Source organism: Desulfolithobacter dissulfuricans, assembly GCF_025998535.1.
GTDB lineage: Bacteria > Desulfobacterota > Desulfobulbia > Desulfobulbales > Desulfobulbaceae > Desulfolithobacter > Desulfolithobacter dissulfuricans.
This window is the reverse complement of the sequence record NZ_AP024233.1, coordinates 2,867,988-2,892,560: the sequence shown is the minus strand read 5'-3', so window position 1 is coordinate 2,892,560 and position 24,573 is coordinate 2,867,988. Positions and strand designations below refer to the sequence as shown.

Here is a 24,573-nt window from a genome sequence, read left to right as displayed (position 1 = left end):
ACTTGTGGTAGTTGTAAGATAAAATTATCAATCCACGATCCGATACAAATCTAGGAGGATTGCCATGCAGTACCAACGATGGGACGATTTCCTGATCGCTGAGCACGAGATGATCGAACGGGCCATGGCCGTTCTGAAAAGCTGCCTCGATAACATGGACGAGACCATGGCCAAACCGGTGCAGATGGTCCGGGCTCTGGATTTTCTGCTCGAGTTCGGGGACAAAGTCCACAACCGCAAGGAGGAGGAGTATCTTTTTCCTCTCATGCAGGAACGGGGTATCCCGGTGCAGGGGGGACCGCTCGGTGTCATGCTTCAGGAACATGAGATGGAGCGCAACCTGCTGCAGAACATGATCACCAAGGCTCCGTCCCTGGCGGAGCTGCCGGCCGAAGAGGTGGCGCGCTACCGCCAGGAAGGATATGATTATCTCCGCGTCCGCGCCGAACACATCTGGAAGGAAAACGATGTGTTGTATCCCATGGGTCGACAGGTTCTGCTGGACGAGGACAACCAGAAGCTGCTGGATGCATTTGTCGGCATCAACAGAGAAACCTACGGAGACCAGGCTGACAGACATTTCGAGGAGATGGTCACTGAGGTCGAGAAGGTGTTGAAAGAGAAAAAAGGTCTCATCCACAATCTCTCCTACGAACAGATAGAGGGGATCATGGAGACCTTGCCCTTCGAGGTGACTTTTGTGGACGCCGAAGACACGGTTGCCTATTTCAACCGGCTTGACAAGGAGAAACTGTTTCCCAGAACCCGTTCGGTCATCGGCCGCAAGGTCACCAAATGTCATCCGGAAAAAAGTGTCGACATGGTCAGTGAGATCGTCGAGGGCTTCAAGAACGGCACCCGGGACAAGGCGGAATTCTGGATCGATTTTCGCGGTGACAAGGTACTCATCCGTTACTTTCCGGTGCGAAACGAACAGGGCGAATACCTTGGGGTCCTCGAGGTCACCCAGGCCATCGGTGACATTCAGAAAATCACAGGCGAGAAAAGACTGCTGGACTAGGGTCCGTCCACAAACGAGGACTTTCGCGAAGGTCTCGCAGCCGCAGCCTTGCCCCCAGGCCAAAAACGCATTGTCGACCATTCATCTCTATGTATTGGCGGGATGAGGTCAGAAGGATAGAAAACAAGACCTTTCCAGGGAGGATTCAACATATGGTGTCTGAACAGGGAAAGATGGTGGTGGCTAACTGGAAGGCGGCCCTGTCACCGGTAAAGGTGAAGCAGTGGCTGGATGTCTTTCGGCAGCGGTATCGACCGGTTTCCGGGATAGAGGTGGTGCTGGCTGTGCCTTCCCTGTATCTGCGCCAGGTATACCGGGAGGTGGCGTCGCTCGATGGTGTGGCCGTGGCAGCCCAGCATGTCTCTCCCTATCCTCCGGGGGCGTATACCGGGGCACTGCCGGCGGTCTGGCTTGCGGGAATGGCCGGATACACCCTTGCCGGGCACCGAGAGACCCGGAAGTATTTTCATGAAACCCTGCAGGAGGTGGCCGGGCAGGTACGGGAAGCGGTCAGCGCGGGTCTGGTTCCGATTCTCTGTATGGAACGCGCGGTTGCCACCGCGCAGATTGCAGCCATTGACAGTGGTGATCTGGAACGGACCGTGCTTTCTTATACACCCTCTGATGCGGTGCAGCTGGAGGTGGCGCACGGTGCCCGGGAGGTCCGGGATGCGGCTGCATTCTTCTCGGCGCTCTCCGGCGGCCGGCCAGTGCTGTACGGTGGCGGTGTGAACCGTGAAAACATTCAGGAACTCATGGGTGTGCCTGAGCTGGCCGGGGTGATGGTGGGCCGGAGCTGTCTGGATGTATCGGAATTTCTCGATCTTCTCGAGACCCTGCGATGAGAAAAGAAAGGAAAAGCCCGCAGAAACCGTTTGCATAAGGTTTCTGCGGGCTTTTTTTTTCACTCTGATGACCTCTGAAACTCAGCCTGAACAGGGGTTGGCATCGCTGAGCATTGGAAAGAGTTATTCGTAAAAGCGTATATATATAGTATATTAGAGCAATTAAGTTTTTTCTACCAGCAGAGAGAAGAAGCGATGTTACCCCTCAGATCGATGAAAGCTGAGCTAAGGTGGTAATCACATAGGACATTGCCTTACCAGACCGAAACGACCGTAAACCAATGGAAAAGTCGAGAAGTTCAACTCCGGAATAGCGGAAGTCGTTGCCCAGACAAGATTTCAATCTGCCGGCCATCTCAAGGGAATATTGGATGACTGCTGGAGGATATCCGATAATCACATTCCACTGAAAAATCTCGGGTACATAATATCTGCTCAGACCATTGAAACAATGGCGGAAAATAAATTCCGAACTCTTTGAAAAATCAGCTTGATTACATCGAAGAACGGCATGTTACGCAGCGTCAGGATCCTATAGGAGGTGGAAGTTTCTCTTGTGGGAGCGGTTTATCGATATAGTAGCCTTGTGAATAGTCAATTCCGATCTCTTCGACCTTCTTTTGCAACTCGGCGTCGCTGACAAATTCCGCAATCGTTTTAATTCCCAGTTCACGGGTAAAGCCGACGATGGCCTTGACGAGCGTCAGCGATTTGTCGTCAGTTAAAATGGTTTTGATAAGGCTCCCGTCGATTTTCAGATAATTTATTCCCATATTGAGGATATAGACGAAATTGGAGTAACCGGTTCCAAAATCGTCGATGGCCATTTTTCCGCCGCATTCTTTGATCTTCTTTATGAACCTGATTGTTTCATCATAGTTTTCCACTTCTTCGCTTTCGGTGAGTTCGAATACGATGCGGTTGTTGAGCGTGGCCTGATCCGTGTCTGAGCATTCGCAGTTTATGCGATTTTGCATTTTGTAACCTTTGATTTTTTCAATTAAAAATGCAACGAGGTCGGCATCAAGAATGTCCTGTGTCGAGATGTTGACGGAGAGTTCTTCATTTCGCCGGGCAAAAACCTGAAACGATTTTTCGATCATGATCCGGGTGATGTCGGTATAGAGTTTTGCCTTTTTTGCGATATCGAGAAAGTGAAACGGCGAAATGACACTGCCATCTGTATCGATGAGACGCACAAGGGCTTCATACTTGTCAATTTTATTTGTCCTGTTGTTGTAAATGGGCTGAAAAAAAGGAACGATGCGATCTTCCGCAATCGCTGTCTTGATCTTTTTGATCCATTCCATGTTGCGTTTGTACGCCTCTTTTGCGAACCTGCTTTCGTTGTAAAAGATAATTTTTTCCAGATGCTGCTTGGCTTCTTTGATCGCGGTATCGGCATTGATCAGTATTCTTCCTACATCTTTATCATCGCGAAGTAGTGCTACTCCAGCTTTTATCAGTATCGGAATATCGCTGCCATTGTATGAAATCGTATGTTTTTCGATATATTCAGTCATCGCTCTGGCAAAATCGATAACCTTCCTCGCCTCTCTGCTCTCAAACGAGACAAGGGCGAACTCATCGGAAGGCAGTCGATAAACAGCGTAGTGCCCCTGCGCAAAATTACTGATCCATAGGGCCATGTCCTGCAGCATCTTGTTTCCGGCTTCGTAGCCGTAAAAATCGTTCACCAGTCTGAAATCGTCGATGTTGACAATGATAATAGCGTATCCTTTTTCTTTTTTCAGATCTTCAAGTAGCCTGGCACGGTTTGGAAGCCCGGTCAATGTATCGAAATAGAGCATGTTCTGGATTTTTTCTTTCGACTTGATCAGTTCTGTGATGTCGCTGTGCACGGCCACATACTCTTTGATCTGGTTTTTGTCGTCAAGTATCGGAATGATCGTCGTCTCTGTTATCAGTTCCGTGCCGTTTTTTGTACGGGTTTTCAATTCCCCATTCCATATTTTTTTGTCCCTGATTGCCTCCCGCATCTGCCTAAACAGTTCTTCTGGCATTTCCGGATGAAGGAGTGTTTTGTACCGCTTGCCGATTAGCTCTTTCTCTGAATAACCGGTTGCGTGCAACAATAGTTCGTTGACATAGGTGATGTTGCCTTCAGGGTCGGTTTTGCTGACAAGCGATGAACTGTCAAGGGCTGTTTTGTACCACTGGAGAAAACTTAGCTGTTTTCTGATTTCGGCGGCCATTGTGTTGAATGCCAGTGCAATTGTCGCCAGTTCGTCTTTGGTGTCCACCTTTAGCGGAGAATAGTTGCCGTGCGTTATCGCATAGACACCATTTTGAAGCTCTTGGAGCGGTCTTGAAACGGATTGGTAAAATGCCAGGCCGAGCAGGCCGGCGAACAAAACCATGCTTGTCAAGCCCAATGCCACCAGAATGATTTTTGATTCTGCTGCATCCATTCGGTTTTTCAGGTCGTTTTGGAAATGGTTGAGGATATCATCATGGAGTTTGGATATTTCACCGATCGTCTGGGTGGCTTCTTTGAAGAAACTCTTAACCGGCTGCGCGAGTGAATCTGTATGTAGCACCAAGGATTCTGTTCTTTGCATAAAAAGTTCAATTGTCTTTGATGACTGTAGAATACTTCGCTCAAGTTTTGGAATATTCGTTTGTTTCAGGTAGTGATGCATGCTCAGCTGTAGGGTATTGAGTTCTGCATTGGCAAGCAGGTAAATCTTGAGGAAGAGCTTTTTGTCCTCTTTGCTTATTTGTTGTTTGGTCAGTATTCCTGTGGTAAATCCACGAATCATGCCAATATGGTTTTTAAGTTTTGGAAGTGTGTCAAAAAGAGCTACGGAGAGATAATGGTTCTGGATATTCCTGTCTTTAGGAATACCCAGTCTGTTGGAGATATTTTTTATCAAGTAGATCAGTTCTTCAATAATTGTTGTATGCAGATTGAAGTTTTTGTCAGAAGTATCTAGAAAATGTTTCATTGTTGCAGTATGCCATAGTGCTTTTGCATTTTTGTAGTTGGCATCGTCATGCAGAAATTTTTTTTCAGACCAGTCAACTTGTTCGAATGTGCTAAATGTACTATTTATTTTACGTTCAAGCGTATCTAATGATGAATTGAATGAATTGTCACCGTTGAGAAATGCCTGCATCATTCCCCTATGCTCTGCAATTAATACTTGCAATCTATTTATGTGGTCAAGGTATTTAAGGGCACTTTTTTCATTATGAATAAGTACGAGTTCATTGTATTGGGATTCAAAAGTGAAATAAGATGGAATTAGGAATGGGATTATAATAAATGATATGACAAGCGTAATGCGTTTGCGTATTGTTATGTGGTTCATTATTCGTATTAATTTTTTAATTATATTGTTTGTTTTAATATGCAAACCATATGCCTTTGGATATGGTCAGAGTTTATAGCATTTTCGGCGTGAACGACTCATTGCTATAACCGAGTCTGAGTTGTCCTCACAACGTAGCAAAAGGAATAAGCAATGGGTTGTTTTCGCAAGTTTTCACAAACGATATGGCACTGCCAGTATCATATAATTTTGTGATTACCACCAAAGCTCAGCTTGAAGAGAAGATACCAACGCCTGGCGCCACGGAGCCGGGCAGCAATAAAAACCGCCTGGACTTCTCGTTCCTCCGCTCCTGCGGTGAACGTTCCATCACCCCAGGTACCGCTCCCGCGGTACCCTGATGTACCTGGCAGGGATGGCCCATAGTTCGCAAGGCCCGCAGACAACCATTGCAGAGACCAGAAGCTCCGACACCTGTTTCCGGCATCACCCCGCAGAGCGGGGCATTGTCTGCTGGTACTTCGTCGGCTACCTGGTCACCTGCGTGACACCGCAGAGCGGTGATCACGAGTTTTCCACAGGTAGAGAGAAGAAGCGATGTTGTCCCTTATATGGTGACAGCTGAGCTTTGGTGGTAATCACATATAATTTTTGTGCCGAAGTACCGTTTTATGGTACTTGTGGTGTAATGATTAAGTTGAAATTGGATCTTCTAGGTCGTCCAGTTGGTTGTAACTGGGTTATTACAAGACAATAACATCCTTTGCTAAGGGCGGGCAACCACATTGGTATCTCAATGCTTTTCTGGCCGCCCCGGCGGACTCCAGTTTGGCTTCTCGATCTTTGAAAATTTGCTGATAGCAACTTCTAGGATTATCCTCCAGGGTAACAACACATCCAATGGGGCTATGTGGACGTTTTGTGTTGTAATGCTCATTAAAACCTGCAACAACTTCCCGCGCATCTTCCAGGGATAATAACACACCGGAACGTTACAAGTATTTTCATGAAACCCCGCAGGAGGTGGCCGGGCAGGTACGGGAAGCGGTGACCGCGGGCCTGGTGCCGATTCTCTGTATGGAACGCGCGGTTGCCACCGCGCAGATTGCAGCCATTGACAGTGGTGACCTGGAACGGACCGTGCTTTCTTATACACCCTCTGATGCGGTGCAGCTGGAGGTGGCGCACGGTGCCCGGGAGGTCCGGGATGCGGCTGCATTCTTCTCGGCGCTCTCCGGCGGCCGGCCAGTGCTGTACGGTGGCGGTGTGAACCGTGAAAATATTCAGGGGCTCATGGGTGTGCCTGAGCTGGCCGGGGTGATGGTGGGCCGGATCTGCCTGGATGTGGCGGAATTTCTCGATCTTCTCGTGATTTTGCGCTGAGAAGACGCTGGGGAAACAAAAGAAAAGCCCGCAGAAACCCAGGCTAAGAGGTTTCTGCGGGCTTTTTTGTTGCGCTCTACATGGACAGCAGTCGCCGGATCCGTTCCTCGATGGGAGGATGGGTTGAAAAAAGGTTGGCCAGCGAGCCGCCGGCGAGAGGGTTGACGATATACATCTGGGCGGTGGCCGGATTGACATCCATGGGGATCTGTTTGTTGTAATTGGCCAGTTTGTTGAGCGCCGATGCCAGTGCTTTGGGGTGGCCGCAGATTTCCGCCCCGGCCCGGTCGGCCAGGTATTCCCGGCTCCGGGAGATGGCCATCTGAATCAGAGTTGCCGCCAGCGGGGCCACAATCATCATGACGATGGTTGCCAGCGGACTGCCACCCTCGTCGTCATCTCTTGTTCCGCCAAATATCATGGCCCATTGCGCCATGGTTGCCAGATAGGAAATGGCACCGGCCATGACCGCGGCAATGGAGCTGATCAGGATATCCCGGTTTTTGATGTGTCCGAGTTCATGGGCCAGGACTCCTTCCAGTTCCTCCCGGTTGAGAATCTGGAGGATGCCTCTGGTGACCGCCACCGCGGCGTGCTGCGGGTTGCGGCCGGTGGCAAAGGCGTTGGGTGTCGGGCTTTCGATGATGTAGACCCTGGGCTTGGGGATTCCGGCCCGCCTGGCCAGGTTGGCAACAATCAGGTGCAGTTCCGGGGCCTCCACCTCGCTGATCTCCCGGGCATGGTTCATGGCCAGGGCCATCTTGTCCGAGTTCCAGTAAGCAAAAAAGTTCAGTCCCACAGCCATGAACAGGGCGATCATCATGCCCTGCTGGCCACCCATGGCCCGACCGGCCACCATGAACAGGGCGGTGAGGGCCGCCATGAGGATGAATGTCTTGACGGTATTGATCATGGTCGTCTTCTCCTTGAGTTTGCCTGGTTATGTCTGTTCAGGCAAAACATAAGACCGCTGGGGGCAAAGTCAAGCTGGCTCCCTGCTTCTTACAGGAGAGCCAGGCAGTAGCCGGCGTAGCCCAGGAGAAAGAGCAGGCCGTGCCACCGGTTGGTGCCGCCGTTGCGCTGCAGAATGGGGATCAGGATCAGGGTGAAGGACAGCATGATCGGCAGGTCCCGGTGGAGGAGATCCCTGGACAGGGCAAAGGGCTTGATCACCGCGGTCAGGCCGAGAACCATGAAAAGGTTGAACATGTTGGAGCCGATCACATTGCCGATCAGCATGCCCGATTCCTTGCGCCGCAAGGCGGAAAGGCTGGATGCCAGTTCAGGCAGGGAGGTGCCGATGGCCGCCAGGGTCAGGCCGATGATCAACTCGCTGACGCGGAAATAACGGGCAACGTCCACGGCGCCGTTGATGAACAGCGACGAGCCCGAACCCAGCAGGATCAGGCCGCCGATCACCAGGAGGATGGGCACCAGCACGGGTTGCGCTGCGGCCCTGCTGTCGCTTTCGGACAGGAGTTCTTCCGGGATCCGACCGGACTTGCGGTAATAGGTCAGGGTGGTGTAACCAAGCAGGGTGACGATGAAGATCAGGCCGACGGAGCGGGGAAAGAAGCCATAGGCGCTGCAGAGCATCAGCAGAATGGAGCCTCCCAGGACCAGGAGCAGTTCGTTCCAGACTTCGCGCAGGGTCAGGTGGAGTGGAACGATGAGAGCACAGAAGCCCAGTATGAGTCCTATGTTGGCGATATTGGAGCCAACCACGTTGCCGATCATGATATCGGGGTGGCCCTGGAGGGCGGCGGTGAGGCTGACAAAGAGTTCCGGGACCGAGGTGCCGAAGGCCACTACGGTCAGACCGATGACCAGGGGAGAGACGCCCCAGCGCCGGGCCAGCCTGACCGCCCCGGAGACCAGGGATTCGCCGCCGCTGACCAGCATGACAAGGCCGACTACAACCGCACCAAAAGCGAGCCATATCGAGGAAAAGTTCGGAGAGTAGTCCATAGACATGATGCCTGGTGTGTGTTCTGAGTTGAAGCTAAATTGAGCGATTTTCATTTTACCCATCTGCAACACTTTAAAAAGAAAAACAATTATAATCAGTTATCTTTTTACCATTTGCAGATGGGTGAAACGCTCAATTTAGGTTGAATATGGTCTGAGGAGACCATATCTACCATAAACTGATCTGTTTGCACACCAGCCGGTGGGGCTGGCCGGATCCGGATCTGTTTTTGTCGGAAATGGCGGGGAAAAACCCGTAGGTCCGTATCTTTCCCTGACCGTGGTTTATGAGGGCCTAGAGAAACAGGCTGATCAGCTTGATGGTGTTGTTCTGGGTGGTCAGGGTCGCATCCAGGATCAGTTTCAGGTTGTCGCTCTGGATAATCTGGGTGGCGATGATCCGGTCGGCCATCAGACCGATATTATCGGCCATGATCAGAATCTTGTCAGCCATCTCCAGGATCCGGTCCGCCATCAGGCCGATGTCGTCGGACAGCCTAAGCATGGCGGCAAGTGAGCTGTCCAGGACCGCCAGGGATGTGGAGGCGGCCAGCTCACCGATCTGCACGGTGAGATCTGCAAACGCATTTGCCAGTGACAGGCTCACCGTGCTCAGTGTCTGCAGGGCCACCAGCATGTCCGAGGTCAGGCTCAGGGTGGTGCCTGCCGCTGCGACGACAGAGTCGTAGGTGGCGACTATGTTGGCCTGGTAATTGGTCACCGCGGTTTCAAGCTCCGCCAGCTGGCTGTCCATGGTCAGCGAGTTGAGCACGGTGTTGTTGACCTGAACCAGCAGGTCGTTGCCCTCCAGGATCAGGGAGTCCAGCTCGGTGGTGAATGCGGCACTGTCCAGGGCCGCTCGGGCCGGCTGGGTGGATAGCAGCAGAAAGAGGGCGGCAACAAGGGTGATGACGTGATGTCTTTTGAGGTTGAGTGATTGCATGGGTGGTGTACCTCCATAAACTTGGTTAAAAAATAAAAAAATATATAAAAAGTAAAATTGTAGTACTGTGTGCTATGACCAGCTGGCGGTGGGCAGGGTCGGTGAGTTGGCCGGCCGTGGTGGCAGATACCTGGTAACCAGGCGATCTTGGGCGCTCATCAATAAAAGAGGTGGGGGAAAAAGTCCAGGCTTTATTTGGGCCCGGAAAAGTTGCCGGGGCCGGCGTTTCGGGCGTTTGGCTCTGCCCGGGAACCAGGGGGCGGGTATTTTTTTGTCCTCAGGCGGATGGGTGCGGTCCGGACTGGTGGCCGGCTGGGCTGCCGGTGGCCTATGCGTCCTGCTGTTTTCTGGTCAGGGTGCGAAGATCCAGCCCTTTTTGCAGCTTCCAGGCCTTTTCGATGATCGGTTTCAGGCGGCCCTTGACCTCGGACAGCGGCTTGATCGGCGGGATGATGGGCAGCAGTTCTTCCACCGGCGACGGTGGCGTGACCCGCATTTTTTTCTCCAGGTTCTGGCCGGTCCGGGGCGTCAGGCCGCCTTCCATGGAGCCGGCCTTGTAAGAGCCGAGCCCGTCGATATTGCGCATGAAATCCATAATCGTTCCGAGGTCGTTTTTCTTGTAGAAGAGCTTGATCTCCTCGGCAATGACGTCATGCTCTTCGGCCAGCTTCTGCATGCGTTCCCGGTACTGGTTGATATGACTCTCAAGCTCTTCGTAGAGGTCAAAGATCATGTGTTTGAAGCGACTGTGGGCGGTCAGCCCATGGGTGTCGAGGCCGGCGAAGACCTGCTGGCGGATGGTCGGCGAGGAAACTATATAGGGATCGTAGAACAGGAGATGTTCCAGGCCGGCTTCCCTGAAAAAATCATGGATAAGACCTTCATCTTTCAGTAAGATGTAGAGCCGGATCAGGTCGAGACCTATTTTCTTTTCCAGCAGCGAGAACGAGCGGAGGACCTGCTGGTCATAATCCCGTATATTGTCCTCGATGAGTTTGCGGAAGCCAAAGTAGCGATCAGCTATTTCCTTTTTGATCTCCAGCGAGAGAATCTTGTCAATATCTTCCATGGCCTCACCTCCAGAGCTGGAATCCATCCTTAGCACTGTACCATACAGTAATGCATGTGTGAGAAATTTCCATACGGATATTCCACCCGGGGGCAGTGATGGCTGATCTGCGTGAGGAAGTCAAGAACCGGGTCCGGGACGCGGCCGATATCGTCCAGGTGATCGGTGAGTGCGTGGAGCTGAAAAAGGCCGGCAGCCGCTACACCGGTCTCTGTCCATTCCATGCCGAGAAGACGCCCTCGTTTTCCGTTAATCCCCAGGGGCAGTTTTTTCACTGTTTCGGTTGCGGCGAATCGGGAGACGTCTTTTCCTTTGTGATGAAGTATCATCACCTCTCCTTTCCCGAAGCCCTCAAGGAGCTGGCCCGGCGTTACCAGATCGACCTTCCCGAACCAAAACTCAGTGAGGCGGACCGCAAGCGCATCCGCCAGCGCGAACGTCTCTACCGGGTGAACGAAGAGGCGGCCGAACTCTATCACCGCTACCTGCTCAATGCCGAGGCGGCCAGGGGAGCCCGGGAGTATCTCCGGCAGCGGGATGTGCCTGAAACGATCATCAGGACCTACCGGCTGGGCTATGCGCCGGATCCCGAGGTGGCGGGCTGGAACTTCATCACCGATACCCTGCGGCGCAAGGACCTGCCCGTGGTCGCCATCGAACAGGCCGGCCTGGCGGTGCGCAGCGACCGTGGGACCTGGTATGACCGGTTCCGGGACCGGGTGCTCTTTCCCATCTATGACATGACCGGCCGGGTGGTGGCCTTTGGCGGCCGGATCCTCGGAGATGGCAAGCCCAAATATATGAATTCGCCGGAGAGTCAGATTTTTGACAAGAGCAGGATTCTCTTTGGGCTCTATCAGCATCGGGAAGCCATCCGTCGGCAGCGCCAGGCCATTGTGGTGGAAGGTAATTTCGATCTCCTGCTCCTGGCGGTGCACAGTATCGACAACGTGGTGGCTCCGTTGGGCACCGCCCTGACCCGGGCCCATGTCCGGACCCTGCGGGGATACTGCGACGAGGCGGTGCTGCTCTTTGACGGGGATCGGGCCGGGCTCAAGGCCGCCATGCGTTCCATTCCGTTTTTTCTGGCCGAGCAGGTGGATGCCCGGGTGGCCCTGCTGCCAGAGGGCGATGATCCCGACACCCTGGTACGAAGGAAAGGTGCCGACGCGGTTCTGGAACTTGTCAAGGCAGCCAAACCCCTGGATGAATTCGTCTTCGAGGCTCTGGTCAGGGAGCATGGCCTGACCCTGGAGGGCAAAAACAGGATTATCGGTGAACTCAGGCAGGTGATCGCCGGCAGCTCGGATGAGGGCCAGCGTTCCCTGATGGTGGCCCATTTCAGTGAAAAGCTGGGGATCTCTCCGGGCCAGCTGCTCTCCGGTATCCAGCCGGGCAAGGCCGCTCCGGAGGAGCCGGTGCTGGAGGATCGTCCCCGGCGTCGGTTGTCCCGCCAGGAACGGCAGTTGATCGATTTCCTGATTCTCTATCCCGAATTCATTGAAGAATTGCTGGCAAATGGTTTGCATGAAGTGGTGCAGGATCCGGGAATCCGCCATTTTATTGACACCATTGTCTCCCTCACCGGTCAGGGCGAGGTCACCCCGGAAAGGATTCTCTCTGCCGTGACCGATGAGCGGCAGCGGAGGTACGTGGCCGAGGTCCTGATTCGGGGTGTAGGGACCAGCGATGAGGAGCGGGAGCAGGAGGCCAGGAGGTTTTGCGATGAACTGCTGGCCTGGCTGGAATCATTCCGCTACAGGCAGAATGCGGCCAAACTGCTGGCCGAGATCAATGAGGCCCAGCGTTCCGGTGACCGGGAACGGCTCATGATACTCCTGGAAAAGAAACAGGAGATGAGTAAAAAAAATTTAACTTTTAGTTATAAATTGTTGAAAGAATAATGCAATATGGTACATTACAAAAATGTACTTGAGCGGTATTGCTGTATAAGTTGAGTTGTTTCAGCAGGTTGTAGTTTGAATCAAGCAAATACAGTGAGATACAGCCGGTTTGTTGTGTAGGCCCGCTTGAGGCTGAGTCGGGCGGGTAAACAGGGACAATCCAGAAGTAACCGAGATATTTTTCTGGGTACGGTCCGGAGGTGCTGATGGCCTTGAAGGAAAATTTTCCAGGCAGTGCTTTTGAGGATGTCGGGCTGGAACATGATGACCAGGCAGATTCGGGTGATCTCACCTGGCTGTTTGCAGAAGAAGAGGGGGAGATCCGGTGAATATGCCAGAGGAACTGCAGTCACAACCGCTTCCAGCGATAGAAATTGATCGCCGATCCGCCTTTGACCGGCGCAGCGGCCGGGATCGCAGGCGGGGAGGTGACCGACGGGAGCAGGGGACCAGTATCGATCCAATGAACATCTACCTGCGTGAGATGGGCAATCTGACCCTGCTCAGTCACGAGGAAGAGATCGAGCTGGCGCGTATGATAGAAGAAGGAGAGATGCGGGTGCAGCGTTCGGTGTTGCGTCTTTCGCTGGGTATCTCCGCCCTCAACGACCTGGCCGATGCGCTCTGCCGCGGGCGGATGCGGATCAACACTGTGATCAAGGGGCTGTCGGAGAACGATGACCGGTCCCTGGCCGCGGTCAAGGACGAGTTTCTTGCCCTGATAGACAAGGCCAACGAGCTCGATGCCCGCCGCAAGGAGCTCTATGCAGAGCTCAAAAAGGTTGCCGGTGTTCCGGAAAAGGAAGAGCCGCTGGTTCGGGAAATTCTCGATATCGGGCTTGAGATCGCCGGTTTGTTCGAGCCCTACCGGCTCTGCACCAAGGGGATCAACTCGGTGGCCGATGCGGTCAAGGAACTCAGTGAAAAGTTCAAGAAGGTCCGGGTCAAGGCGCGGCAGCGGGAGCAGCTGGCCCTGCGCAAGCAGAGTCTGGAGAGCGGCGACGAGGCGTTGTCCGTCAGGGAGATCGAGCGGCGCATTGCCCTGGAGATCGGCGACTCGATCGGGGTCACCTGCCGTATATTTGACGAAATTCTGACCGAGATCGAGTATGGCCGGGAGTCGGCCAGGCAGGCCAGGGAGGCTCTGGTCCGGGCCAATCTCCGGCTGGTGATTTCGGTCTCCAAAAAATTTCTCAACCGTGGCCTGCAGCTGCCCGACCTGATCCAGGAGGGCAACATCGGTCTGATGAAGGCGGTGGAGAAATATGACTACAAGCGGGGCTACAAGTTCTCCACCTATGCGACCTGGTGGATCCGCCAGGCCATCACCCGCGGTATTGCCGACCAGGGTCGGACCATCCGTCTGCCGGTTCACATGATCGAGACCATCAATCGCATGTTGCGGTTTTCCAAGGAGTTTCAGCGGCTTGAGAGCCGGGAGCCCACTCCGGAAGAGATGGCCGAACAGATGGGCACCGAGGTGGAAAAGGTCCACATCGCCCTGAAGACGGCCAAGGATGCCATCTCCCTCGATGCGCCGGTGGGCGACGAGGAAGACTCGCTGCTCTCGGATTTCATCGAGGATCATGCCCATCCCGATCCCCAGGAAGCCTCCATGGTGGAAAGTTTGAAACGCTGCCTGTGCCGGGTGATGTCGTCCCTGACCCCGCGCGAGGAGAAGGTCCTGCGCATGCGCTACGGCATCGAGGTGGGCTGTGATCACACCCTGGAGGAGGTGGGGAAATGTTTTTCCGTCACCCGGGAGCGGATCCGTCAGATTGAGGCCCAGGCCATCAAGAAGCTGCGCCATCCGACCCGCAGCAAGGACCTGGAATCCTTTATCACGGATTGAATTCCTGTGTTGGCGATGACGGGGAAGCGCACCAGATCCTGTGGCCTCCCTGCGTTGTTGCCGCCCGCCCGGGTACAGTGCTGGCCGGTTGTCTCCGTGAAGCAGATCCTGCACCATGCTCCCTGATCTGCTCGACTGGCTGAGCCTGGCCCTGGTGCCCGGTCTCGGGCCGGCACTGGCCGGTCGGCTGCTGGACCGGTTCCAGACACCCAGGCGTATTTTCGACGCCCCTCCTGCCTCTCTTCGCTCCATTCCCGGTCTGGGCTCCAAAACTATTGCCCGCCTGCGAGACCCTGCGGTTCTCTCGCAAATCCGTGGCCAGGCCGAGGACCAGCTTGCATGGCTGGCCCGGTCCGGGACCACTGTTCTGACCTGTCAGGATCCTGAATTTCCTACCCGCCTGCTGCATATCCATGATCCCCCGCTGCTGCTGTTTTGCCGGGGCCGGCTTGAACTGCTGAGCCTGCCGGCGGTGGCCGTGGTCGGCTCCAGGGCTGCCACCGGTTATGGAGAGCGGGTGGGCCGTGAGCTTGGCCGGGAACTGGCCAATCATGGGATTGTCGTACTTTCGGGCATGGCGCTTGGCATTGATGGGGCCGCCCACCGTGGAGCGCTCGACAGCAGCGGCCTGACCACCGGGGTGCTGGGTTGCGGTATCGATGTGATCTATCCCCGCCAGCATGAAACGCTGTTTGCCGAGGTTGGCCGCCGGGGACTGCTGGTGTCCGAGTATGGTCCGGGCATAGGTCCGGCCCGGTTTCGTTTTCCGGCCCGGAACCGGATCGTCTCCGGCTTGAGCCTGGGGGTCGTGGTGGTGGAGGCCGGGTCCCGATCCGGAGCCCTGATAACCGCCAGAATGGCCCTGGAGCAGGGGCGGGAGGTCTTTGCCGTCCCGGGACGGGTGGATTCCTTCAGGTCTCGCGGTACCCATGAGCTCCTGCGCCAGGGGGCGACCCTGGTCAGTTCGGTGGACGATATCCTCGAAGAGTTGCGATTCGTAACGACTGATCCCATGGAGGACGGGAAGGGATCAGGGGCCGGCGGGCTGCAGCCTGAGACGGAAGAGGTCGACACGGACGGTTTGAACCCGGAAGAGAGCCGGGTGCTTGCCGGGCTCGACACCTATCCACGGGACATTGATTCCCTGGCCCGTGCTGTCGGGATGGAGCCGGCCCGACTGCACGGGATCCTTCTGCAGCTGGAGATCATGGGCCGGGTCCGGCAGCTGCCCGGCCAGCAGTACGAGCGCATCACCAAGGGCGGCTGAGAGGTAGATGTCGAGCTTGGTGTCGGCAGGCCCGGCGACTCTTCTCTTCAGGTTTCTTTTTTCTGATTTTCACCGGATACGGCGACACACCGGCCCGGGGTCGTTTGGACCGGCCGCTTCCCCTGGCCGTGTCGTTTTGTTTTCCTATTGAATCTCCGTGCACAATGGTCCCGGTCCCGGTATATAGGGCCATGAACTGTTGGCTGCTTATCCGTTCCAACGATTGACAAACATTACTTTTCAGGTAGTTGCTATGAAATCGATGATGATTGCCCCTTCCATTCTCTCTGCTGATTTTTCCCGCCTCGGGGACGAGATCCGTGGTGTGGCCGATGCCGGTGCCGAGGTTATCCACGTGGATGTAATGGACGGCCATTTCGTTCCCAATATCACCATAGGTCCGCTGGTGGTCAAGGCGGTCCGGGCGGTGACGGATCTGCCGGTGGACGTCCATCTGATGATCAGTGATCCGGACCGGTATCTCAAGGAGTTCGCCGATGCCGGTGCCGACTGGATCACCGTCCATGTAGAGGCCTGTACCCATCTGCATCGGACCTTGCGCTGTATCCGCGATCTCGGCAAAAAGGCCGGCGCGGTGCTCAATCCGGCCACCTCGCTTTCCACTCTGGATTATGTGCTGGAAGAGGTGGATCTGGTCATGCTCATGAGCGTCAATCCCGGCTTTGGAGGCCAGTCGTTTATTGAGTCGTCGCTGGAAAAGACCAGGGAACTGCGCCGCCGTCTGGATGCGGTCAATCCGGAGGCCGGGATCGAAATCGACGGCGGGGTCAGCCCGCAGACCATTGGCCGCATAGCCGAGGCCGGGGCCAATATTTTTGTCGCCGGCTCGGCCATTTACGGGCACAGTGATTACCGGGCGGTGATCGCTCGGCTCAAAGAGCTGGCCGGATTCTAAGGAGAAGGATTATGCAGGGTACGGATTTCTCCAATCTTCAGGCTGTGACCAGGCTCTCGGAACTTGCCGGAAAACCCTGGAAGCTGAACGTACGGGGCGGGCTCGACGAGGAGCGGGTCAACCGCTTTCGCGCAAGTGGTTGCGGTTTTGACCTGCTCTTTGCCACCCAGCGGTTGGACGACCGAGTCCTGGACGGGCTCCAGGATCTCGCCGACGAGGCCGGCCTGGTGGAGCAGTTCATGGCCATGAAGCAGGGTGCGGTGATGAACCGCATCGAGGGGTACGAGAGCGAGGAGCGCCAAGTGCTGCACACTGCCTGCCGGGATATCTTCTCCGATACGCCCCTGGCCCCGGAGGCCACGGCCCAGGCCAGGGAGCAGCTGGAGCGGTTGCGGAAATTTCTCGAAGAGCTGGACCGGGGAAAGTTGCGCAACCATCGGGGCGAGCGCTTCACCACCATGGTCCAGGTGGGGATTGGCGGTTCGGATCTCGGGCCGCGAGCCCTGTGCCAGGCACTCGCCGGCCATGCCCTGCCCGAGCGCCGGGTCCGTTTCATCGCCAACGTGGATCCAGATGATGCCGCTTCGGTCCTGGCCGGGCTCGATCTGTCCCGGACTCTCTTCAACGTGGTCTCCAAAAGCGGAACCACCCTGGAAACCCGGACCAACGAGGCGCTGGTCCGGGCCGCGCTCGAAGAGTCCGGCCTTGACCCTGTTCACCATCTGATCGCGGTTACCGGGGCCGGCAGCCCCATGGACGACCCGAAACGCTACCGGCGCACCTTCCACATGTTCGACTATATCGGAGGGAGGTTTTCCGTCACCTCCATGGTGGGCGGGGTGGTGCTCGGTTTCATGCTCGGGTATGAGGGCTTCATTGAACTGCTGCGCGGCGCCAATGATATGGACGTGTTGGCCGAGAAACCCGGCCTGCTTGACAATCTCCCCCTGCTCATGGCCATGATCGGTATCTGGAACCGTAACTTTCTCGGCTTGCCGACCTTGGCGGTCCTGCCCTACAGCCAGATGCTGCACCGGTTTCCGGCCCATCTTCAGCAATGCGACATGGAAAGCAACGGCAAGTCCGTGACCCGGCAGGGAAAGTCGGTCCGGTGGAAGACCGGGCCCATTGTCTGGGGTGAGCCAGGTACCAACGGTCAGCATGCTTTCTACCAGCTTCTGCACCAGGGGACCGAGGTCGTCCCGGTGGAATTCATCGGTTTTCGTCGCTCCCAGTATGGTCACGATCTGAAGGTGGAGGGGACCAGTTCTCAGCAGAAACTGGTGGTCAATATGCTGGCCCAGGCCATGGCCCTGGCCACCGGACAGGAACATGACAACCCGAATAAGCGTTTTCCCGGTAACCGGCCAAGCACCATACTCATCGGCGAGAGACTCACTCCCTATGCCATGGGCGCACTGCTGGCGCTGTACGAGAACCGGATAGCCTTCCAGGGCTTTTGCTGGAATATCAACTCGTTTGACCAGGAAGGGGTGCAGTTGGGCAAGGTCCTGGCCGGACGGCTGCTGGACTGCCTGTCCGAGTCTCCCGCCGGGGCGGAGCATTCCCTGGAAAGAGGGCTCTTGAAGGCTGCCGGTCTGCTGTAACGGCTAGTGCCGAGGACCAATCTCCAGGTCCTTGATCAAGTCCCCTGGGGCGAGACGATATCAGTGCTGGTTTTCAGGTCAAAAACAGGGCTGGAACCGGTCTGAAATGAGGAGAGGGTGAATCGGCGCAAAGAGGAGCTGTGCCTGCGTCCAGCGGATTTTTGTTGACAAAAATGGGCGAGAAGTATAAGGTCGCTGACTGAATGAGTATTCAATGGGAGTAATGCGCAACCGTTTTGTGCTGAGTGGGGCGGTCGGGCATCCTGTTGGAATAGAAGGTAATGGGCAAAACCAAATATCATTGAGAGGAGGAACACTGATGCCAAAGCATGATACGCCTTTGCTGGACGAACTGGAGAAAGGCCCCTGGCCGAGTTTCGTCACCGACATGAAGCGGCAGGCCGAGACCAAGCCGGAGTGCTGGGATATCCTCGGTCAGCTTGAGCTGTCCTACAAAGACAGAATCACCCACTGGAAACACGGCGGTATCGTAGGTGTTTTTGGTTACGGTGGTGGTATCGTTGGTCGTTATTCCGACGTTCCGGATCAGTTTCCGGGCGTAGAGCATTTCCATACCGTTCGTATCAACCAGCCGTCCGGTCTGTATTACACCACCAAGAACCTCCGCGATCTCATGAACCTGTGGGAGAAGTACGGTTCCGGTATGACCAATATGCATGGTTCCACCGGTGACATGATTCTGCTGGGTACCCGGACCGAGAATCTGGAGCCGCTGTTCTGGGATCTGACGCATGATCTGGGGCAGGACCTGGGTGGTTCCGGTTCCAACCTGCGTACTCCTTCCTGCTGCCTCGGTCAGTCCCGCTGCGAGTGGGCCTGCTACGACACTCAGGAGGTCTGCCATCATCTGACCATGCATTACCAGGATGAGATTCATCGTCCTGCATTCCCCTATAAATTCAAGTTCAAGTTCTCCGGTTGCCCCAACGACTGTGTTGCCGCAATCGCGCGTTCTGACTTCGCCGTTATCGGTAACTGGAAAGATGACATCCAGATCGATCAGGCCGCAGTGAAAGAATACATTGCCGGCAACTATCCCGCCGGTGGTGGATCCCATGCCGGTCGTGACTGGGGTGCCTTCGACATTCAGAAAGAAGTCATCGACCTGTGCCCCACCGGCTGCATGTGGATGGAAGGCGATGAGCTGAAGATCGACAATGCCGAGTGTACCCGCTGCATGCACTGCATCAACGTCATGCCGCGTGCCCTGCGTCCCGGCAAAGAGAGAGGCGCAACCATCTGTATCGGCGCCAAGGCTCCGATCCTGGACGGTGCCCAGTTTGCCACCATGGTAATCCCCTTCATCGAGGTGACCAAGGATAACGAGTTCGAGAACGTTATTGATGTTATCGAGAAGATCTGGGACTGGTGGATGGAAGTTGGTAAAAACCGTGAGCGTGTCGGTGAGACCATGCAGCGTATCGGTCTGCCCACCTTCCTGTCTGTAATGGAAGTTGAGCCTATGCCGCAGCATGTTAAAGAGCCGCGTTCCAACCCGTATGTTTTCTGGAAGGAAGAGGAAGTTCCCGGCGGCTTCGAGCGTGACATCAAGGAATTCCGCAAGCGTCATGCCATGTAATTCCGTCCTGCGGTAACTGTTTAACGATTCTACTGAATATTATAGATAAGGAGATTATATCATGGGTTACGATCCGAATAATCCGATGGAAGGGCGGATTACCGATCTCGGTCCGCATTACTACGGAGATTTTCTGCCCCCTGTTATCAAGGAAAACAAGGGCAAATGGCTGTATCATGAGATCCTTGAGCCGGGTGTCCTGATGCATGTTTCCGAGACCGGCGCTGAGGTCTACACCGTCCGTGCCGGCTCCCCGCGTCTGGTTTCCATCGAGTACATCCGCGAGATCTGCGACATCGCCGACAAGCACTGCGATGGCTATGTCCGGTTCACCACCCGGAACAATATCGAGTTCATGGTTGATTCCAAGGACAAGGTTCAGCCGCTGCTCGATGATCTCAAGAGCCGTGGCAACAAGTTCCCCGTAGGTGGTACCGGCTGCTGTGTGACCAACATCGTTCACACCCAGGGCTGGGTTCACTGCCACACTCCGGCAACGGACGCCTCTGGACCGGTCAAGGCCGTTATGGATGACCTGTTTGAGTACTTCGGTTCCATGAAGCTGCCGGCCAAGGTCAAGATCGCTCTGGCCTGCTGCCTGAACATGTGTGGCGCCGTACATGCTTCCGATATCGCTCTTCTCGGTGTGCATCGTAAGCCGCCGATGATCGACCACGAGCGTATCACCGGTGTGTGCGAGCTGCCGCTGGCCATCTCCGCCTGTCCGCTTGGTGCTGTAAAGCCCACCAAGGTCGAGGTCAACGGCGAGGAGATCAAGTCGGTCAAGGTCAATGCCGATCGCTGTATGTTCTGCGGTAACTGCTACACCATGTGTCCGGCCATGCCGCTGGCTGATCCGGAAGGTGACGGTATGGCCATCCTGGTGGGCGGTAAGGTGTCCAACGCCAAGTCGGCACCCAAGTTCTCCAAGCTTGTTATCCCGTTCCTGCCCAACAATCCGCCCCGTTGGCCCGAGGTTACCGAAGCGGTTCGCAAGATCCTCGTGACCTATGCCGAGAACGCCAACAAGTATGAGCGTCTTGGCGAGTGGGCTGAGCGGATCGGCTGGGAGAAATTCTTCGAGCTGTGCGAGATTCCGTTCACCGAGAAATCCATCGACGATTACCGGCTGGCCTACGATACGTGGCGGACCACGACCCAGTTCAAGTACACCAGCGCTACCGACGCTTACACCAAGTAATTTTCGGTTGTCCAGGCTGGCACCTTTCGTGCCAGCCTGATTTTTTCATTCTTGGTATTTTAAAGGAGGCCGATACATGGCTCTGAGCAAAGAAGAACTGAAAGCTGCCATTCTTGAAAAAGCACTGAAGGCTCCCAAGCCCCAGCTGTATGTCAAGGATTTCTACAAGTGTGATCCTGATTCCAAACCACGGGCCGTCAAGAACGCTGCCAACGAACTGGTTAAAGAGGGCAAGCTTGCCTTCTGGTCCTCCGGGTCCACCACCATGTACGCAGCAAAAGATCGGGTCAAGGATGAAGAGGGAGATAAGGGTGTAAACTAGTCATACAGTTTTCCCCAACCCGTTCCATTGAAGCAGAGGCCTCGAGTCTCTGCTTTTTTTTTTACATTGACCATGGATTCTGCCGATACCCTTCATCTCCATCGCTTCGGATGCGTGGACTCCACCAATGTCCTGGCCCTGGAGATGGGTGCCAGGGGCGCACCCCACCGGACTGTGATTCTGGCCGAGCGCCAGCGTTGCGGCCAGGGACAGCGGGGAAGGTCGTTCAGCTCCCCTGCAGGGGGACTCTACTGTTCGCTCATCCTGAGGCCGAACCTCTCTCCCGGCCGTCTGCCCTGCATCACGCTGGCCACAGGCCTGGCCTGCTGCCAGAGCCTGGAAAGGCTGGCCTCTGTCCGGCCCGGGATCAAGTGGCCCAATGATCTTTACCTTGGCGGGCGTAAGCTGGCCGGGATCCTGAGCCAGTCCCATGGTTTTCCGGGCGCCGATGATTTTTTTGTCGTGCTTGGGATCGGTATCAATATCAACACCGAGCTTACTGCCTTTCCGGCCTCTCTGCGTCCGCAAGTGACCTCCCTTTTTCACATTACCGGCCGCTGTTTCGATCTGGAGCAGGTGGCCCGAACTGTGGCCCTGGAAGTGACAGCGGTGGTTGAGAAGCTGGAGACCAGGTGGGATTCTTTACTGGCAAAGTTTGCCGCCCATGATTATCTTGCCGGCAGGACGGTCATGTACCACCCCGTCACCGGACCAGTGGTCCAGGGAACCGGGGCCGGGCTTTCCAGTGATGGAAGTTACCGGGTACGTCTTACCGATGGGACCACCATCCGGGTGGTGGGTGGTGACCTGGTGGTGCTGAACCGGACTGACCGAGACTGATAACTTCTGCCTGTCTTGAGCGCAGGTTTCCAACTGGTTGTATTATGCTGTCTGAAACCTTTCCAGCGCTGCTTGTCAGTGCTGCTGATGACAAGACCCATGTGTTGCAGGTGACCCGGGTATCGTTTGACGATCTGCCCGAAGGCGACGTGCTCATTCAGGTCCATTATTCATCCCTGAACTATAAGGATGCCCTTTCTGCCAGCGGCAACCGTGGGGTGACCAAGAGATATCCCCATGTACCGGGTATTGACGCGGCCGGGGTGGTGGTCGAGAGCAGGAGCCAGAGGTTCGCGCCAGGGGACCGGGTTCTCTGCTGTGGCTATGATCTGGGCATGAATACCTGGGGCGGCTTTGGCCGTTATATCCGGGTACCGGCTGACTGGGTCATGGCGGTCCCCCAGGGACTGGAGCTGAAGGAAACCATGGAACTCGGTACGGCCGGGTTCACCGCTGCCGGTTGCGTTTTTGAGCTGCTCGACTCCGGTTGCCGTGTTGACGGCGGACCGATCCTCGTCGCCGGTGCCACCGGCGGGGTGGGCAGCGTGGCTGTGGCCCTGCTGGCAAAACTGGGGTTCCAGGTGACCGCGGTCACCGGAAAGGCCAGTGAACATGAATTTCTTCTGCGGCTTGGGGCCCATTCGGTCGTCGACCGTGGCAAGGTATCCGGCGGGGCCAGGAGGATGTTGCTTCGCGAGCGCTGGGCCGGGGTGGTCGATACGGTGGGCGGTGATATCCTGGCCACCACCATCAAACAGTGCCAGTATGGGGCCGTGGTCACCTGCTGCGGCAATGCTGCCTCCGGGGAGCTGCCCATCAATGTCTACCCCTTTATACTCCGTGGTGTCCGGCTGATTGGTGTCGACTCGGCCCAGTGCGCTATGGAGCGGAGAGAAAAATTGTGGGGGCTGCTGGCCGGTCCCTGGCGTCTTGACTGTCTTGGTGAGCTGAGTCAGACTATTACCCTTAACCAGCTGCCGGAGGCCATCGATCTGATGCTTCAGGGAGGATCCAGGGGACGAATTGTTGTTTCACTGCTGGAACAATAGGATACAGGAACCAAAATTGAGCGATTTTCATTTTGCCCTAAGATGCGAGTCTTGCGCTGTTTCATTGTAGTTCGTCTACATGGAACACAGCAAGGCGAAGCAGGTTGGGGTAAAATGGAAATCCCGGAGGGTTTCACCCATCTGCAACACTTTAAAAAGAATACTAATTATAATTAGTTAGTTATCTTTTTACCCATCGCAGATGGGTGAAACGCTCAATTTAGGAGGAACAATGAGTGTAGAACAGGCAAAAGAAGTATTGACCATCGAGGCCGAGGGGATCCTGGCTGTCCGCGACCATCTCGGGGAGGAATTTGTCCGGGCGGTGGATCTGATCATGGAGTGTCCGACCCGGCTGGTGATCACCGGTATCGGCAAGTCGGGTATTGTCGGGCAGAAGATTTCTGCCACCCTCAACTCCACCGGCACACCCTCCTTTTTCCTCCACCCGGTGGAGGCCATGCACGGTGACCTGGGCATGGTCTCGTCCTCGGACGTGGTCCTGGCCATCTCCTATTCCGGTGAGACAATGGAACTCAATGGGTTGCTCGGGAGCCTGCGGGAACGCTCGGTGCGGGTCATCGCCATGACCGGTAACCCTGACTCGACTCTGGCCGGTTGCGCCGATGTAACCCTCAATGTCCATGTCCCCCGGGAGGCCTGTCCGCTGGGACTGGCTCCCACCACTTCCACCACCGCAACCCTGGCCCTGGGTGATGCCCTGGCCGTGGCCCTATTGAAACGCAAGCAGTTTCGGGCCGAAGATTTTCGCCGCAATCATCCCGGCGGCAGTCTGGGTGAGCGGCTCAAGGTTGCTGTTCGCGAGGTCATGCTCACCGGCTCCCGGATACCGCTGGTCTCGGACCAGGCCAGGTTCACCGATGCGGTGGCCGAGCTTAATGAAAAAAATTTCGGTGCCGTGGTGGTGGTGGATGACAGGAAACGGCTGCGGGGCATCATAACCGACGGGGATGTCCGTCGGCTTATCCTGGCACATCGCTCCCTGGAGGATTCGCGGATCAGTGAGGTAATGACCGAAGAACCGGTAACCATCACCAGGGACCTGATGGCAGCGGATGCGCTGAGTATCATGCAGAGCCGGGAGATTACCGTGTTGCCGGTGGTGGGAGAGGATCTGGTCCTGGAGGGCATTCTCCATCTGCATGACCTGCTGGGCAAGGGAGAGTTTCGCTTTTTGATCTAACCTGAATGACCGTGTGATGCAGGCTGTTTACGACTGCGTGGCCGATACCAATATGTAACGAGGAGTTTTTTTTATATGTGTCAGATAAGTGCAGTGCTTGAGCGTGATGACAGCCGGGAGACAATTATGGAAGGCGTGACCGGACTGGAGGTCACCGATGAAGGGGTTTCCCTGACCACCTTCTTTGAGGACCCGAAACTGGTTCCCGATGTGACCATTGCGCGTATCGATTTTCTTGGCGGGGCTGTGGTCCTGGTGCCAAGGGAACAAGCCCAAGGAGAGTGAG

At 55.5% G+C, this 24,573-nt stretch carries 21 protein-coding genes and 1 pseudogene; 17 read left to right on the top strand and 5 right to left on the bottom strand.

What is annotated here, in order from left to right:
• Positions 1-64 precede the first annotated feature (64 nt).
• A complete protein-coding gene (locus GF1_RS12920) occupies positions 65-1,021 on the top strand; it encodes a PAS domain-containing protein (protein WP_267926964.1) in 957 nt (318 codons plus the stop codon).
• 152 nt (positions 1,022-1,173) lie between these two features.
• A complete protein-coding gene (locus GF1_RS12915) occupies positions 1,174-1,866 on the top strand; it encodes a triose-phosphate isomerase (protein ID WP_267926963.1) in 693 nt (230 codons plus the stop codon).
• Positions 1,867-2,390: 524 nt separating this feature from the next.
• Here GF1_RS12915 and GF1_RS12910 read toward each other — a convergent pair.
• Positions 2,391-5,009, bottom strand: coding sequence for an EAL domain-containing protein (locus GF1_RS12910; protein WP_267926962.1), 2,619 nt, complete (start codon positions 5,007-5,009; stop codon positions 2,391-2,393).
• Between the two features lie 568 nt (positions 5,010-5,577).
• On the opposite strand from GF1_RS12910, the gene GF1_RS12905 reads away from it, so the two are divergent.
• Together GF1_RS12905 and GF1_RS12900 are read left to right on the top strand one after the other, a co-directional pair.
• On the top strand, positions 5,578-5,787 hold the full coding sequence (locus GF1_RS12905) for a hypothetical protein (RefSeq protein ID WP_267926961.1): 210 nt from the start codon (positions 5,578-5,580) through the stop codon (positions 5,785-5,787).
• Positions 5,788-6,161: 374 nt separating this feature from the next.
• Positions 6,162-6,545: pseudogene (locus GF1_RS12900) on the top strand (triose-phosphate isomerase); the annotation flags it as partial.
• A 76-nt stretch (positions 6,546-6,621) separates the two neighbouring features.
• Here the strand turns inward: GF1_RS12900 and htpX are convergent.
• The 4 genes from htpX to GF1_RS12880 all read right to left on the bottom strand — a co-directional run bounded on the left by htpX (position 6,622) and on the right by GF1_RS12880 (position 10,525).
• A complete protein-coding gene (htpX, locus tag GF1_RS12895) occupies positions 6,622-7,458 on the bottom strand; it encodes a zinc metalloprotease HtpX (RefSeq protein WP_267926960.1) in 837 nt (278 codons plus the stop codon).
• An 89-nt stretch (positions 7,459-7,547) separates the two neighbouring features.
• Complete coding sequence (locus tag GF1_RS12890) at positions 7,548-8,519, bottom strand: calcium/sodium antiporter (RefSeq protein WP_267926959.1); 972 nt, start codon at positions 8,517-8,519, stop codon at positions 7,548-7,550.
• Positions 8,520-8,808: 289 nt separating this feature from the next.
• Positions 8,809-9,456, bottom strand: coding sequence for a hypothetical protein (locus GF1_RS12885; RefSeq protein ID WP_267926958.1), 648 nt, complete (start codon positions 9,454-9,456; stop codon positions 8,809-8,811).
• Positions 9,457-9,784: 328 nt separating this feature from the next.
• Entirely contained in the window at positions 9,785-10,525 is a 741-nt protein-coding gene (locus GF1_RS12880; protein WP_267926957.1) for a hypothetical protein, read from the bottom strand.
• 98 nt (positions 10,526-10,623) lie between these two features.
• Here GF1_RS12880 and dnaG point away from each other — a divergent pair, with 98 nt between their 5' ends.
• From dnaG to GF1_RS12815, 13 genes are all read left to right on the top strand, one after another.
• The gene (gene dnaG, locus GF1_RS12875; RefSeq protein ID WP_267926956.1) at positions 10,624-12,429 is read left to right on the top strand and encodes a DNA primase; all 1,806 of its coding nucleotides are present in this window, start codon (positions 10,624-10,626) and stop codon (positions 12,427-12,429) included.
• Positions 12,430-12,635: 206 nt separating this feature from the next.
• A complete protein-coding gene (locus GF1_RS12870; protein WP_267926955.1) occupies positions 12,636-12,758 on the top strand; it encodes a hypothetical protein in 123 nt (40 codons plus the stop codon).
• Positions 12,759-12,760: 2 nt separating this feature from the next.
• Complete coding sequence (locus GF1_RS12865) at positions 12,761-14,281, top strand: sigma-70 family RNA polymerase sigma factor (protein WP_267926954.1); 1,521 nt, start codon at positions 12,761-12,763, stop codon at positions 14,279-14,281.
• A 115-nt stretch (positions 14,282-14,396) separates the two neighbouring features.
• Positions 14,397-15,548 carry a DNA-processing protein DprA gene (gene dprA, locus GF1_RS12860; protein ID WP_267926953.1) on the top strand — a complete coding sequence of 384 codons (1,152 nt, stop codon included), beginning with the start codon at positions 14,397-14,399 and terminating at the stop codon, positions 15,546-15,548.
• Positions 15,549-15,801: 253 nt separating this feature from the next.
• On the top strand, positions 15,802-16,464 hold the full coding sequence (rpe, locus tag GF1_RS12855; RefSeq protein ID WP_267926952.1) for a ribulose-phosphate 3-epimerase: 663 nt from the start codon (positions 15,802-15,804) through the stop codon (positions 16,462-16,464).
• Between the two features lie 11 nt (positions 16,465-16,475).
• On the top strand, positions 16,476-18,071 hold the full coding sequence (locus GF1_RS12850; RefSeq protein WP_267926951.1) for a glucose-6-phosphate isomerase: 1,596 nt from the start codon (positions 16,476-16,478) through the stop codon (positions 18,069-18,071).
• A gap of 319 nt (positions 18,072-18,390) precedes the next feature.
• Positions 18,391-19,671 (top strand): dissimilatory-type sulfite reductase subunit alpha, encoded by a 1,281-nt coding sequence (gene dsrA, locus GF1_RS12845; protein ID WP_267926950.1) that lies wholly within the window; start codon positions 18,391-18,393, stop codon positions 19,669-19,671.
• A 61-nt stretch (positions 19,672-19,732) separates the two neighbouring features.
• Complete coding sequence (gene dsrB, locus GF1_RS12840; protein ID WP_267926949.1) at positions 19,733-20,872, top strand: dissimilatory-type sulfite reductase subunit beta; 1,140 nt, start codon at positions 19,733-19,735, stop codon at positions 20,870-20,872.
• 76 nt (positions 20,873-20,948) lie between these two features.
• Positions 20,949-21,194, top strand: a complete 246-nt coding sequence (locus GF1_RS12835) for a dissimilatory sulfite reductase D family protein (RefSeq protein ID WP_267926948.1) — start codon at positions 20,949-20,951, stop codon at positions 21,192-21,194.
• A 72-nt stretch (positions 21,195-21,266) separates the two neighbouring features.
• On the top strand, positions 21,267-22,034 hold the full coding sequence (locus GF1_RS12830) for a biotin--[acetyl-CoA-carboxylase] ligase (RefSeq protein WP_267926947.1): 768 nt from the start codon (positions 21,267-21,269) through the stop codon (positions 22,032-22,034).
• Positions 22,035-22,078: 44 nt separating this feature from the next.
• Positions 22,079-23,083 carry a YhdH/YhfP family quinone oxidoreductase gene (locus GF1_RS12825; protein ID WP_267926946.1) on the top strand — a complete coding sequence of 335 codons (1,005 nt, stop codon included), beginning with the start codon at positions 22,079-22,081 and terminating at the stop codon, positions 23,081-23,083.
• Positions 23,084-23,315: 232 nt separating this feature from the next.
• Positions 23,316-24,287, top strand: coding sequence for a KpsF/GutQ family sugar-phosphate isomerase (locus GF1_RS12820; RefSeq protein WP_267926945.1), 972 nt, complete (start codon positions 23,316-23,318; stop codon positions 24,285-24,287).
• A gap of 75 nt (positions 24,288-24,362) precedes the next feature.
• Positions 24,363-24,572 carry a CooT family nickel-binding protein gene (locus GF1_RS12815; protein WP_267926944.1) on the top strand — a complete coding sequence of 70 codons (210 nt, stop codon included), beginning with the start codon at positions 24,363-24,365 and terminating at the stop codon, positions 24,570-24,572.
• Position 24,573: the final 1 nt, after the last annotated feature.